Raw genomic sequence first — 13,419 nt, 5'->3', positions numbered from 1 at the left:
TTGCAGTCGTCATTGTGATGAGGTTTGCAGTCGTCATTGTGACAAGGTTTGCAGTCGTCATTGTGATGGGGCTTGCAGTCGTCATGGTGATGAGGCTTGCAGTTGAAGTTATGATGTGGCTTTTTGCAAAATGCCCCTTGAATAGATGCACAATGTAGATCGGTATGTTTGCAGAAACTTCCATGATTTGGCTTAGACCATTTTTGTTGCGAGTGTTTAGGGATACGAGAAAATTTAAGTTTACACAGTTTTAATAGTACTATTGTGTTAATCTTCCTTGGACTAACAATTTCAGTTTCGGAAAATCTAATTCTGGTTTGCAGGCAAGCATTTAAGTGTTCACGAGCAAACTGGTGAAGCAGTAAACCGTTGAACGGTATCTCAGCTTGCAAAAAGTGTATAGGTTGTGAGTGGTCAGGCGAACAGGCAACATATTCTATACGGATACATACATGTCCAGTAAAAAAAATCTTTTTCCGTATAGTTATAGTTTTATCAATTTTTGCAGTTGTACAAACGCGAAGTATGGATTGGATATCAGGCTTATGTTGAGGTACGGTGAGTATACCGTTTACGGAAATTTGAGTACATCCCATATTCAACTCCCCTCCTATCTTCATGTGATAAAGCAGGTAGTTTGTTTAATAATCTACGGCAAGGGTCAGCATTTTTGTAACAGAACAGCTACCTGCTAAGTACTGTTACTAGCTAGAGCCGGTAATTGGCATTGTCATCATGTGGGGAGGAACAATAGTTGTATGCTTCTTCAAATACCGGGCAGATAAATATAACTGAGGTTACTATCAGGCATCTGCAATCTAAGCAGCGGGCAGAGATATCTTCTATTGCCGCGCATACTTGGATTACTTCATCCTTGATAGGTCCTAATAATATTAAACTGCAAAAGGGAATTTCAAAATGGGCACAATGGACCGACTGACAGGGGTCATCAGCGGCAAAAGTAACCTTGATCTGTTTTTTACCTTCGACAACAACCTTGTTCCCAACAGGAGTGCAAATAACTTTAGCTGATAAAATGACTACGTTTACACACACTTCCAACACATCGCGGATATTAGGATTGGGGTGTGGTATACATAATTTATCAGTTTCACAGAATTCAGTGAAGGGATGCCGGGGAGGACACTTTGGAAATTGTGATGCCGGCGTAATACCTGAAACATCAACAAACTTACTGCTCATGGATTTCCTCCTTATCTATGAAATGTCTTATATCCTTCATTTGTATTATTTTATGGTTTTAGGAGGACTTCTGTTACTATAAATAGATATTAATTCAAATTATTATGTTTGGTTGCGTCTTCTAAAAAAAAAAGCCGGTGCGTCTGTGCGCCCCGGCATCGTGGCTTTATGCTGTAGTATCTGTGAGACAAGCGGTACTGCTGGCTATTCCTAGTGAAGAAACATCATCCCAATTAATTAAAATGTCGGAAGGCACCGTATAAAGTGTTTCGGCGGGTCCGGTGAAGCCGAGTATCGGTGTAACTCTTGAGGCGCCAACTGGGTCGTCGGCATCAAACATCGGACAGCAGATGTTTCCAGGAATACATTCTACTGTCATACGAATAAAGCGAGGGCCCCCGCAATGCCCATCCCCACGTTGATCAGAGGATTCTTCTTTTTGGCTATCATTTGAATCCGATGAGGAACTATCCGGGCGGGTGCTTGTCAGCCCGCTGCAATTCCAATCTTCGATTGTTCCTTGATAGACAATACCGCATCTAGTGACAACAGTAGCCCTTATGTTTCCTAGTATGCAACCCCAATTTAATCTATCTTCATCTCTCGAGGTCATAATTACGTGACTCCTTTCTTTTAATTTTCATATAAGCGAAGTACAGTGTTCGCTATAGTTAATTGTTTGTAAGCACGAAACCCCGGAAGACCGGGGTTTCGTTTTTTTCAACAAAGCAAGACGTTAAGCGGTAACAAGACAGTTGCGGCTTGGGCCTATGACGGCAATATCATCTAAGCTAATTAATATAGTGTCTTCCGGATCAAATAATGCGTCTGCTGCTGTAAGACCTACGATTTGGGCAGGGGCACCTGCTGTTGCTGGATCACAGCACACAAAAGCAGGAGGGCACTCTAGGCGCAGGCAGATGAATTTGGGTTCATTATCGCATTTGACATCAACTTCAACATCAATCGGTTTGGGGCAATGATGTTTTTTATCATCGTCATCTTTGCAGTCTTTTTTATGGTCGTCTTTGTCATGCTCGTAGTCCATAGTCATAGCTGGGAAAACAACCGGGCAGCCGTATTGCGCACGGGTTTTATCGTCGTCTTCTTCAACAACGACTCCTTGGAATATAAAGCCACAGCAGGTTACGACAGTAATATTCACGTTTCCTAATACGCAGTCAAGATTAAATCCTTTTCCTTTCTTTTTCCCACCAAATGGCATAATTGAATCTCTCCTTATTAAATAATTTTTTTGGCGTTCGCCTACTATATACTATGCAACACGATGGTTAAGTGCTTATGAAAAATAGATTTTTTTTATTTTGTATATTGGTTGCACACTGTAATATATGCATCAACATTGCTGGGGTTAATTGTCTACTCAAAAATAATATTAAAGAGCATATTCAATCTACCTGTGTCCCAGGGACGGACGGTGCCCCTATTATTCGTAATTTCAAGGTTATGGTTGATCAAGCAGCTCCTCATCGCAGAGTACCTTTGCACCGCGGTCAATCTCGTCCCGCAGTATCTCAGCGCTGGGGGGAACTGGAACAGGAGTAAGGCCTATTAATTCAATATTCTTTTGCTTGACTATATAACAAAAATTCTTATTAAATATGACAAAGCTGATCCATGTAGTGAGGATCAGCTTTTTTTCACATATTTGTGCCTTTTGGAATAAAGTAATTACTGACATAAAGCTTTAGGAGGTAGTAGCATGCCGGATAGTGCTAAGCAATCTCACTTACCGATTACTATTAGTTTATGTATGATAGTAAAAAACGAGGAAGCTACAATTGAGCGTTGTTTGCGATCGGTTGAGCAAATTGTAGATGAGATTATCATAGTAGACACAGGTTCAACGGATAAAACGAAAGAGCTGGTAAGACAATTTACTGAAAAAATCTTTGACTTTGAATGGATAGATGATTTTGCCGCCGCGCGCAATTATGCATTTAGTAAGGCTACGCAGGAATATATTCTCTGGTTGGATGCTGATGATGTTATTTTGGATCAAGACTGTCAAAAGCTACTCGAATTAAAAGCAACTCTCAGTCGGGAATTTGAAGTCCTTACTATGCTTTATTATTTAAGCTTTGACACAGATGGAAATGTATTATATCAAATACGTAGGGAGCGTTTGGTTAAGCGAGAAAAAAATTACCAGTGGATTGGAGCCGTTCACGAATTCTTAGCAGCGAAAGGCAGCCAGCTAGATACAGAAATTGCTGTAGCCCACAAGCCTGTAAAACACGATAGTGATCGCAATCTAAAAATCTATGAACGACGGCAGTTACAAGGAGAAGAATTTTCACCGCGAGATTTATACTATTATGCCAATGAGTTAAGAGAACATAATCTCTATAACCGGGCAATCGAGTATTACCAAAAATCTTTAGCAACAAAACAAGGGGCGCTGGAAGACAATATTGCCGCCTGCGCTAGTTTGGCCGATTGTTTTTATGAACTCCATGATGGAGAAAATGAGCTTAAATATATATACCAATCTTTTCAGTATAGTACCCCCAGAAGCGATTTCTGTTGCCGGCTTGGTTTTCATCATCTTAATAATAATCAAATAAAACAGGCTATATTCTGGTATACGCTGGCTACCCAGCTAAAGACCGCGAATTCTTCATGGGGGTTAGTGAATAATCAATGTGCAACCTGGTTGCCTTATCTTCAGCTGTGCGTATGTTATTCACGTCTTGGAGACTACCAATTAGCTTACGAACACAATGAAAAAGCGGCAAAATTTATTCCCGATAATCCAATGATTCACCACAACCGAAAACTACTGCAAAGTAAACTGAATATTGAACCTTCGAAAGAGTGATTAACTGGCATGCCAGAGTTGTATTATGAGCCTATAGTAGAGGAGGTCTCAGAGTGGACTGCAGCTTAGGCGATAATAAACAAACTGAAGATAGCGCGGGAACAGACAAATGTAGAACAATTCCACAAGGCCTTACCAGTATTATTGTCATAACTTACAACAAGCTGGAGTATAACAAGCTTTGTATTGAGAGTATTAGACACTATACGGAACCGGACTCTTATGAACTTATTGTTATCGATAACCGCTCAACCGATGGTACGGTTGAGTGGTTGCAAGGCCAGCAAGATATTAAAGTCATTCTAAATAGTGAGAATGCCGGTTTCCCCGTAGGCTGCAATCAAGGGATAAAAGCGGCTAAGGGAAACAATATTCTTTTATTAAACAATGATACGATTGTGACGCCCAACTGGTTAACTAACCTTACAAAGTGTTTATATAGCTCCAGTGATATCGGTGCCGTCGGTGCAGTTACTAACTCCTGTTCAAACTTCCAAAGTATCCCTTGTGAGTATTCCAGTTTGGAAGAAATGATCCGGTTTGCCGGACAAGTGAATAACTCTAATCCGGAATTTTGGGAGGATAGAACACGACTGGTTGGTTACTGCCTGCTGATTAAGGCAGAAATAATAAAGGAAATTGGTTTATTAGACGAGGATTTTTCACCTGGGAATTATGAAGATGACGATTATTGTTTGCGTATCAGAAAGGCTGGTTATCGTTTGGTTTTGTGCCGGGATACCTTCATTCATCATTTCGGCAGTGTATCTTTTAGGGAGCAGACTAATCAATACAACTCCCTTTTGGAAGTTAATAGACGGAAATTTACCGAAAAATGGGGATTGCCTCCGCACCTGGCCGCGCCGTATCAGTTGACACAGGATATAGCGGCAGGAAAATGGTTTACGTATCAGCATGAATTTAGTTATTATCAACATTGGATAGAAAACACGAGAAGAAAATTTCTTTCATTTATTGATCAAGCTGAATTTAGCTTGTTGTCAGGGAATATGGAAAAAGCTGTGATGTTGGTGAAGCAGGCAGCAGATTATGCTTACTACTCTCATCCTGGTTTTTTTGTGTCGCCTAGATTAGAGCTAATTCTTCGTAAAGTTGCAAAAAAGCTAAGTCACCGTGCAACCATACAGCTGCCACCCAAAAGTATGGAAAAGAAAAATATATTGCATGTAGTAAGCCAAGGCTACGCTGCTAGTAGTCATGCTAGAACAATTGAGCGCTGGATATGCACGGATTCAGCGTCAGTTCATTCTATTATAGTCACTCTCAATAGTGCTACTGTTCCAAATTGGTTAGTGGACGCAGCCATTCATTCTGGTGGCTGGTACACTAAGCTGGACGCTGCTAAGCTTGGTCTGTGCCAAAAAGCAAAGGTACTGCGTGATGCAGCTGCTATGTGGGCCGATGTAGTTGTTTTGCATATTCATCCCCATGACCCGGTCGCACCGATCGCATTTGGTGTCACCGGCGGTCCACCGGTGGTCTTTGTTAATCATGCAGACCATGCTTTTACGATAGGTATGAATGTAGCTGACATTATAGCTGATCAAAGGGTCGATGGCCAAAGGATAACTTTGTCTAGCAGGAATGTGAATAATTCTTTTATATTGCCGATCCCTTTAGGAATAACACGGAATCTAATTGATAAGCGAGCAGCGAAAAGAGGGCTAGGTATAGATGAGGATAGGATAGTTTTCCTGACCATTGCTTTACCCTATCAATTGATATCTTGTGGTGAATATAGTTTTCCACGTTTGATTAGAGATCTGGTTAACAGGCACCCCAATATTGAGATTTTAGTTGTAGGGCCATCTGATATTGGAGAATGGTCACAACTTAAGCGTCAGAGCAACGGAAGAATAAGATGCTATGATATCCGGCAGGATTTGGATCAATTCTACAGTGCTGCTGACGTATACCTCGATTCGGTACCTGTAGGTTCACTCGTATCAGCATTTGAGGCAGGTGCCTCTGGTATTCCGGTTGTTGGTTTAGCTACGGACTTTGCCGCACAATTTAGCAGTGAAATAGTACCCGGTATTGTAAAAACCCATTTTAATAGTATTCAAGATCTGTTTATGATTATAGATAATTTAGTAGATGATGATGCTTATCGTATTAATCAAGGAAATTGCTTGAAAACTGTGATACTCCAAAATTATTTTTGGGGAAGGAGTGAGCATTTAGATAAGTTATATTCACTCCTGCCTAAACAGCATCAGCCATTAGAAATCTTAGATGTTATGGATCGAAAGATTGATACCAGCGACATTATTTGGGCTTACTTTCAGCACAGATCGGGATTAAGCCATTCCAGTTTCGGTTAGGTGCAAATGAATAAGTTGTAGAGTGTAATATCTGTTTGTTAAATAATAAATTATTAGAAGAATTATAGGATAGCGGGTGATTCTCATTATATACTTACAGCACAAGATTGAGGGGACGGAAGGCCTGTGCAATCAACTTATGGCAATTTTCGGGACTATAGGAGAAGCACTGTTCTATTCTACTCAAAATAAATCTGTATATATCATTTTGAGTGATGTTCAATCCAGAAATTCGATTGACTTAGATATTTATCCATAATTTTCCAATAAGCATTGAGACCTTTGTTGACGTAAATAATCTAATCTCATTACTTTTGAATAGGAATATCTCGGTTAAACTACCACAAGCATCAAGTAATGAAATCCCTAACAATATAATTACTTTAGACGTTTTCCACGTCGGCGCATGTTACCTAATGAAAGCAGAGATTACCAGATTCGGCTAGGTAAGGGTGCAAGCAAACATTCGCATTATGATGTAAAAGCACATCCCTGAATTGATTGCATATCATGTAAAAGGTAAGTAAAAGTCGGTAAGTTTAATATGTATATTATCAAATTGTCTAGACTGCTGAATAGATAGTTAATAGAGAGTTTGGGGGTAGGCAGGTGAACGCAAATAAAATTTGCTTTATAACATGTGTTAATGATGATGATATCTTCCAAAAGTGCCTTTCCTATATTAAGGATCTGGAAGTACCTGTTGGCTATGTTATTGAAACGATTTCTATAAAAGATGTGTCTTCGATGCCAAGTGGTTTTAATAGAGCAATGCGAAATAGTGATGCCAAGTATAAGGTGTATTTACATCAGGATGTTTTTATCATTAATAAATCGTTTATTCCAGATATGTTAAAGATTTTTGATAACCCACGAATTGGTATGATCGGGGTTGTGGGTAGTAAAAAAATCCCTACTAACGGAATTTGGTGGGAATCAGGTTGTAACTATGGGAAAGTATACGAAAGCCATACCGGGATAATGAAGTTACTGTCTTTCAAAGAAGTGGAACAGGGGTATGAAGAAGTACTTGGTATTGATGGATTGATTATGATTACACAATATGACATTGCTTGGCGGGAAGATATTTTCACTGGTTGGCATTTCTACGATTTATCACAAAGCATGGAGTTTGTCCGTGCCGGTTATAAGGTTGTAATTCCCAGTCAAAGCGAGGCATGGTGTGTTCATGACTGTGGCATTGTAAATGTTACTGGCTATCAGAAGTTCCGTCATATCTTTTTGAAGGAGTATGCAAAAGACTTATTTCCTTTAGTCAGCGTATTGATTCCGGCGTATAATCAAACAAACTACTTGGAGAAGGCTTTACTCAGTGCTTTAAACCAAGACTACTATAATTGTGAAATAGTGATTTGTGATGATAGTACGACTGAGGATGTAAGGATATTGGTAGAACAGTATCTGACAAAACACGACCATATTAGATATTTCAACAATGGCGGACCGTTAGGTGGCAGGGGTACCGTAAATCTACAAAAGTGTTTTGATCTGTGTAACGGAGAATATGTTAGCTATTTACTCCATGATGACCTTTATATGCCCAATAAAATTAGTGTGATGATGGGTTATCTTATTAACGATGTTAACGTAATTTTAGTAACTTCGTATAGGAAACTAATTAATGGAACTGATAATTTCCTGCCGGACCTTCTTGTAACGCGGCCCCTCTATAATGTGACAACCAGAGTTGCTGGTAGTGTTATTGGCAGATATATATTGAAAAACATTGCGAACGTAATTGGGGAAATGTCAACAACACTATTCCGCAAGGCCGACGTTACGGGTAAGTTGCTGGATTTTTGCGGATACCAACTAAGCTGTCTGGGTGATGTAGGTCTATGGTTGAAACTATTGGCAAAGGGTGACTTGATATATATAAGGAACCCATTAAGCTGTTTTCGAATTCATTCAGGACAAAACACATACACCACGGCGTTGGAATTATCAGGAGCAATCGATTGGTATAAATTAATAAATCTGACGTATAAAGAGCAATTATATCTGTCCGATGAAGATTATAAAGCTGCTATAAATGGATGGGTTAGATGTCATAGGCGTCTGATGACAAAAGATACAGTATCTCTTGAGGAAAAGAATCTGCAAGCTGAACTGGTGAGCCTTTATAATGACGCTATAGAGAAACTTAAAATATTCAAGGTGGATACTACCCCTGAGTATCCTACCCGGGCATGAGTCAAACGGTCAGGTCAGAGCTAATTAATATTACGGTGAGGGAGGAAAAGCTATTGACTGTAGCGGTAATTAAAAGCATCGCATCATTCTTTCCTGAAAGTGTTTTGACTAATGATATGTTGATTCGGGAGGGGGGATGGGATTGGAACCCAGAGGATATCTTTCAAAAGACAGGTATTTCCGTAAGACATATTGCCAAGGAAGGCGAGTGTGCTTCTGATCTAGGTGTTGCTGCAGCAAATAGGCTCTTTGATAACGGCTGCTGTTTAAAAGAAGACATCGATTATTTGATATTCTGTACCCAAAGTCCGGATTACTTTTTACCGACTACCGCCTGTATCATTCAGCAAAGACTTGGCTTAAAAACTAGTTGCGGGGCTCTCGACATTAATCAGGGCTGCTCGGGTTTTATTTATGGGCTATCTTTGGCCAAGGGACTTATTGAAACTAAAATAGCTTCTAACATATTATTAATTACCGCCGAAACTTACAGTAAGTATATAAATCCCAAAGATCGTAGTACCAGAACAATATTTGGAGACGGCGCCGCAGCCACCTTAATAGGCACGGCTGATGGAACGCAAGAAAGTATTGGACCGTTTGCGCTAGGAACTGACGGCAAAGGAGCCGCAAATTTGATTGTACCAGCTGGTGGGAAAAGAATGCCCGTAAGCAAGGCAACATCTGTTGAGACAGAAGATGAAGGCGGTAACATTCGGTCTCTCAATAATTTATATATGAATGGTCCCGAAATTTTTAACTTTACTCTTAAAACTGTTCCTAAAGCAACACAAGAGTTACTTGAGAAAACAGGTAGACAACTATTAGAAATTGACTACTTCATTTTCCATCAAGCAAACAAATTTATGCTGGAAAGACTGCGGGACAAAATGAAAATTCCAGAGTCAAGGTTTTTCAATAACCTAGAGTCTGGCAATACTGTATCTTCAACTATTCCTGTTGCGTTAGAGACAGCACTAAAGCAAGACTTGATACAATTAGGTGACGAAGTAATGCTAGTAGGTTTTGGAGTGGGGTATTCTTGGGCAGCCTGTTTAGTTAAAATAAGTGAGAAAATATTAATATAGAAGGAGTAAATATGCATAGAGAAAAATTCCTGAATGAATTAGCTGAGATAGTGGAAGTTCCGGTTGAGAAGCTCCAGGAAGACTATATATTTGAAAAATGGGATTCACTGGCTATTATAGCCACTATTTCATTAATTGACGAATTATGGGAAATTTCGATACCGGGAAAAGTGTTGCTAAGTGTAAAATCGGTTAGGGACATTTTAACATTGATAGAAACAGCATTATTAAAATAAAGTTGATAAGGTGATTAGATATATGCAAAAACTGAGAGAGGAGCTAATTATTGTCGGTATTGGAGAAATCGCGGAAATGGCTTATGAGTATTTCACATTGGACTCGATTTATAATGTCATCGCTTTTAGTGCCGAAAAAAGCTATACAGATAATACTCAGCTTCTAGGCCTGCCGATAGTACGGCTTGAGAACATAGAGAGTAAGTTTAGCCCTGATAGATATAAATTATTCATTGCTCTTGGCTATGACAAATTGAACCGTAGCCGCATGCAGTTTTATCAAGAATGTAAAGCAAAAGGTTATGAATTGGTATCGTACATCAGTTCAAAGGCTTATATTGGCAATGATGTCGAAATTGGCGACAATTGCTTCATATTAGAAGGAAATGTTCTTCAACGGAAGGTGAAAATTGGTAATGATGTGACTTTGTGGAGTGGGAATCATATCGGTCACCGTTCTGCAATCGGGGATCATTGCTTTTTATCTTCACACATTGCCATTTCGGGTTACTGTTCGATTGGGCAAAGCTGTTTTTTAGGCATCAATTCTTGTGTTGCCGATCATATTTCGATTGAGGAAGATTGTGTTATAAGTGCTGGAGCAGTTATTTTAAATGATACTGAAAACGGAAAAATATATCGCGGTAACCCTGGTATTGCTGCCAAGATTGATAGTTATAAAGTGTTTGGTATAAAACCTCGCTTGGAGATGACAATATGATCAAATCTGAATTGTTTGAGCGATTTAAAAGGATAACCTTTGACGATTTCAGAAACTTGGCCGTAGATGAAACTCTTTCAGAAAATGAAAAGATCGGGTTTCCTGACGGCTTTCGAGCTAACGGTAACTTAATCTTAAACGACATTATTTCTAAATTACCACAATTGTTAGAGGATAATATCGTTGCAATGGATATTGGTTGTGGGTGTGGTGAATTAGCATCTACCATACTGGAATTCTGCGAAAAGCGAAATCATAAACTTATACTTATTGATTCCGAAGAAATGCTGTCACATCTAACGGATACCCAGGTTGCCGTAAAAATTCCCTGCCGCTTTCCTTTTCATGAGGGAGAGCTAGATAAGTATGCCGATAAAATTGATGTAATTATAGTCTATAGCGTTTTACAGCATTTGATAGTAGACGGTAGTCTTTATAATTTTATTGATGAGGCATTACGTCTTCTCAAAAATGGTGGCAAATTACTGTTGGGGGATATACCAAACATAACCAAGCGAAAGCGGTTCTTTAGTTCTCAGAAAGGAATAGAAACTCACCAAAACTTTACCGGTACGTCTGAAATACCAACAGTAAACATTTTTCAAATTGAGCAAGAAAAAGTAGACGATGGTATAATTTTTGGGATTTTGCAACGGTATCGAGGCTTTGGCTATGAGACCTACCTGCTGCCCCAGTCAGGCAGTTTACCTATGTCGACGCGGCGGGAAGATATCTTAATCATCAAGCCTGAGTAATGAACTTACTATATAAAGGAATTGATATAATGAAATGGGATAAAATGGGCAAAATATATACTGCGAATGGCCAACAAGCTTGGGCATATTCACATGCCATGATTCCAACACCCGAATTGTTAGGTAATGGTGTGATCAGAATGTACATTACATTTTGTAATAAGCAAGGAATTGGAAGGATAGGCTTTGTAGATATTGATGCGAAAAATCCGGAAAAGGTTTTGGCTATTTCGTCTGAGCCACTGTTAGATAAAGGTCAGCCAGGTTGTTTTGATGAAAACGGTGTAGTGGCGACAAGTATTGTGACTTTGGCTGACGGGAAAAAATTATTATATTATGTAGGCTTTGAATTGGGAACCAAAATCAGATACAGATTGCTCACCGGTCTTGCTGTTAGCGATGATGGTGGGCAAAGTTTTTCAAGAGTCCAGCGCACTCCGGTGCTTGAACGCAGCAATACAGAATTATACTTTCGTTGTGGGCCATTTGTATTATATGAAAATCAGATTTTTCGTATGTGGTATGTTGCCGGGGATCAATGGATTACAATTAACGGAAAGGAAATGCCGGTGTATACCATTAACTACCTTGAATCAAAGGATGGGGTGACCTGGGGGCCAAAAGGTAAGGTTTGTATTGATATTGCCCACAAGGGGGAACATGGTTTTGGCCGGCCGTATCTAATTAAGCATGATGGTAAATATAAGATGTTTTATTCTATTCGAGTGCCCAATCTGGGGTACAGGCTGGGATACGCCGAGTCACAAGACGGCATTGATTGGCAAAGAAAAGACGATGAAATTGGGCTGGATGTTTCACCAACCGGTTGGGATTCGGAAATGGTATGCTACTCCGCAGTTATTGCTGTCAATAACAAGTATATGATGTTCTATAACGGCAATAATTTTGGGCAAACAGGCTTTGGCTGGGCGGAATTTCAAGAATGGTAACAGTAAATAAGTATCAGTCTGAGGACAAAGCAAAATGGGATAGTTACATTAAGTGTTCCAAAAATGGCACTTTTTTATTTTTTCGGGATTATATGGATTATCACTCACAACGCTTCGCAGATCATTCTATTTTGTTTTACGACCTTGATCACAGTCTTATCGGAGTTATGCCTGCAAATGCAGAAGGTGATACAATAATTAGTCATGGGGGCTTGACTTTTGGCGGCATAGTTACCGGCAATAGCATGACAGCAAGTAAAATGATTGCAGCGTTTGATACTCTTGGTAACTACCTGAGTAAAAACGGATTTAAAAAATTAGTTTATAAATGCATTCCCTATGTATACCACAGATTACCAGCAAATGAAGATAGATACGCTCTCTTTCTGCATAATGCAAAATTGTCAAGGTGTGACTTGTCAACAACAGTATTTATGCCCGAACAAATCTGCTTTAGTTCCAGGCGGCGGCGCGGAATAAAAAAAGCGAAGCGTCATAACGTGCAAATACGAATTAGTTCAGATTATAGAAGTTTTATAGACATTGTTGCTAAATTGTTACAAGAAAAATATAATGCCTATCCAACACATAATTATCAGGAAATATCAACGCTGGCCCAAACTTTTCCCCATAGTATTAAACTATTTGCCGCGTATTATGAAGAAACCATGGTAGCCGGAGTTGTTGTTTATGAGCACTCCCTGGTAGCTCATGCACAATATATCGCCGCTAACGAAACAGGGAAAAGAATCGGTGCCCTGGATCTTGTTTTTGAATATTTAATTCAAAACTATTATAAGGAGAAGTTATTTTTTGACTTTGGAATTTCTACAGAGCAAGGCGGTTATTTTTTAAACGAGGGGTTAATTACCCAAAAAGAGGAATTTGGTGCTAGGGCTGTAGTTTATGAAACTTATGAATTGGATATATAGCTGGCGGACAAATATCAGACTGTTCTTATGAAGTTCCGATAAGACGTTTATGAAGTGACATTCTAAACGTCCTGTCGGGGCTTTATTTTTAGGTTAATTAGGATGTAGGGGTTATGAATTAGATGTGGTGAGC

13 protein-coding genes are annotated in these 13,419 nt (G+C 39.4%); 9 read left to right on the top strand and 4 right to left on the bottom strand.

The window, feature by feature from the left end; translation table 11 throughout:
* The 4 genes from BLR65_RS31890 to BLR65_RS23805 all read right to left on the bottom strand — a co-directional run.
* The coding region (locus BLR65_RS31890; RefSeq protein WP_176772798.1) for a DUF3794 domain-containing protein at positions 1-596 on the bottom strand (596 nt) is incomplete at its 3' end.
* Positions 597-708: 112 nt separating this feature from the next.
* Positions 709-1,203, bottom strand: coding sequence for a DUF3794 domain-containing protein (locus BLR65_RS23815; RefSeq protein ID WP_093796655.1), 495 nt, complete (start codon positions 1,201-1,203; stop codon positions 709-711).
* A gap of 166 nt (positions 1,204-1,369) precedes the next feature.
* Positions 1,370-1,816, bottom strand: coding sequence for a hypothetical protein (locus BLR65_RS23810; protein ID WP_093796654.1), 447 nt, complete (start codon positions 1,814-1,816; stop codon positions 1,370-1,372).
* A 123-nt stretch (positions 1,817-1,939) separates the two neighbouring features.
* Positions 1,940-2,428 carry a hypothetical protein gene (locus tag BLR65_RS23805; protein WP_093796653.1) on the bottom strand — a complete coding sequence of 163 codons (489 nt, stop codon included), beginning with the start codon at positions 2,426-2,428 and terminating at the stop codon, positions 1,940-1,942.
* Between the two features lie 498 nt (positions 2,429-2,926).
* Between BLR65_RS23805 and BLR65_RS23795 the strand changes: the two genes are divergently transcribed.
* The 9 genes from BLR65_RS23795 (at position 2,927) to BLR65_RS23755 (ending at position 13,286) form a co-directional block, all read left to right on the top strand.
* Entirely contained in the window at positions 2,927-4,045 is a 1,119-nt protein-coding gene (locus BLR65_RS23795; protein ID WP_093796651.1) for a glycosyltransferase family 2 protein, read from the top strand.
* 53 nt (positions 4,046-4,098) lie between these two features.
* Positions 4,099-6,390, top strand: coding sequence for a glycosyltransferase (locus tag BLR65_RS23790; protein ID WP_093796650.1), 2,292 nt, complete (start codon positions 4,099-4,101; stop codon positions 6,388-6,390).
* A gap of 609 nt (positions 6,391-6,999) precedes the next feature.
* Complete coding sequence (locus BLR65_RS23785; protein ID WP_093796649.1) at positions 7,000-8,604, top strand: glycosyltransferase; 1,605 nt, start codon at positions 7,000-7,002, stop codon at positions 8,602-8,604.
* Positions 8,605-8,657: 53 nt separating this feature from the next.
* On the top strand, positions 8,658-9,692 hold the full coding sequence (locus BLR65_RS23780) for a 3-oxoacyl-ACP synthase III family protein (RefSeq protein WP_211285257.1): 1,035 nt from the start codon (positions 8,658-8,660) through the stop codon (positions 9,690-9,692).
* 11 nt (positions 9,693-9,703) lie between these two features.
* Positions 9,704-9,928 (top strand): hypothetical protein, encoded by a 225-nt coding sequence (locus BLR65_RS23775; RefSeq protein ID WP_093796647.1) that lies wholly within the window; start codon positions 9,704-9,706, stop codon positions 9,926-9,928.
* Between the two features lie 22 nt (positions 9,929-9,950).
* Positions 9,951-10,649, top strand: coding sequence for an acetyltransferase (locus BLR65_RS23770; protein ID WP_093796646.1), 699 nt, complete (start codon positions 9,951-9,953; stop codon positions 10,647-10,649).
* Positions 10,646-11,404, top strand: coding sequence for a class I SAM-dependent methyltransferase (locus tag BLR65_RS23765; RefSeq protein ID WP_093796645.1), 759 nt, complete (start codon positions 10,646-10,648; stop codon positions 11,402-11,404). Before BLR65_RS23770 ends, BLR65_RS23765 begins: the two co-directional genes overlap by 4 nt.
* Positions 11,404-12,354: a glycoside hydrolase family protein gene (locus tag BLR65_RS23760; protein WP_218130665.1), complete on the top strand. Its 951-nt coding sequence runs from the start codon at positions 11,404-11,406 to the stop codon at positions 12,352-12,354. Before BLR65_RS23765 ends, BLR65_RS23760 begins: the two co-directional genes overlap by 1 nt.
* On the top strand, positions 12,348-13,286 hold the full coding sequence (locus tag BLR65_RS23755) for a GNAT family N-acetyltransferase (RefSeq protein WP_093796643.1): 939 nt from the start codon (positions 12,348-12,350) through the stop codon (positions 13,284-13,286). Before BLR65_RS23760 ends, BLR65_RS23755 begins: the two co-directional genes overlap by 7 nt.
* Positions 13,287-13,419: the final 133 nt, after the last annotated feature.

The sequence above is a fragment of the Sporomusa acidovorans genome (genome assembly GCF_900101845.1).
GTDB lineage: Bacteria > Bacillota > Negativicutes > Sporomusales > Sporomusaceae > Sporomusa > Sporomusa acidovorans.
This window is presented reverse-complemented; position numbering and strand designations above follow the sequence as displayed.

Bases quoted from the DNA above. Each gene is read 5' to 3' on its own strand.
- BLR65_RS23760 (WP_218130665.1), top strand. From the start codon at position 11,404: ATGAACTTACTATATAAAGGAATTGATATAATGAAATGGGATAAAATG.
- BLR65_RS23815 (WP_093796655.1), bottom strand. From the start codon at position 1,203: ATGAGCAGTAAGTTTGTTGATGTTTCAGGTATTACGCCGGCATCACAA.
- BLR65_RS23805 (WP_093796653.1), bottom strand. From the start codon at position 2,428: ATGCCATTTGGTGGGAAAAAGAAAGGAAAAGGATTTAATCTTGACTGC.
- BLR65_RS23755 (WP_093796643.1), top strand. From the start codon at position 12,348: ATGGTAACAGTAAATAAGTATCAGTCTGAGGACAAAGCAAAATGGGAT.
- BLR65_RS23810 (WP_093796654.1), bottom strand. From the start codon at position 1,816: ATGACCTCGAGAGATGAAGATAGATTAAATTGGGGTTGCATACTAGGA.
- BLR65_RS23770 (WP_093796646.1), top strand. From the start codon at position 9,951: ATGCAAAAACTGAGAGAGGAGCTAATTATTGTCGGTATTGGAGAAATC.
- BLR65_RS23765 (WP_093796645.1), top strand. From the start codon at position 10,646: ATGATCAAATCTGAATTGTTTGAGCGATTTAAAAGGATAACCTTTGAC.
- BLR65_RS23795 (WP_093796651.1), top strand. From the start codon at position 2,927: ATGCCGGATAGTGCTAAGCAATCTCACTTACCGATTACTATTAGTTTA.
- BLR65_RS23775 (WP_093796647.1), top strand. From the start codon at position 9,704: ATGCATAGAGAAAAATTCCTGAATGAATTAGCTGAGATAGTGGAAGTT.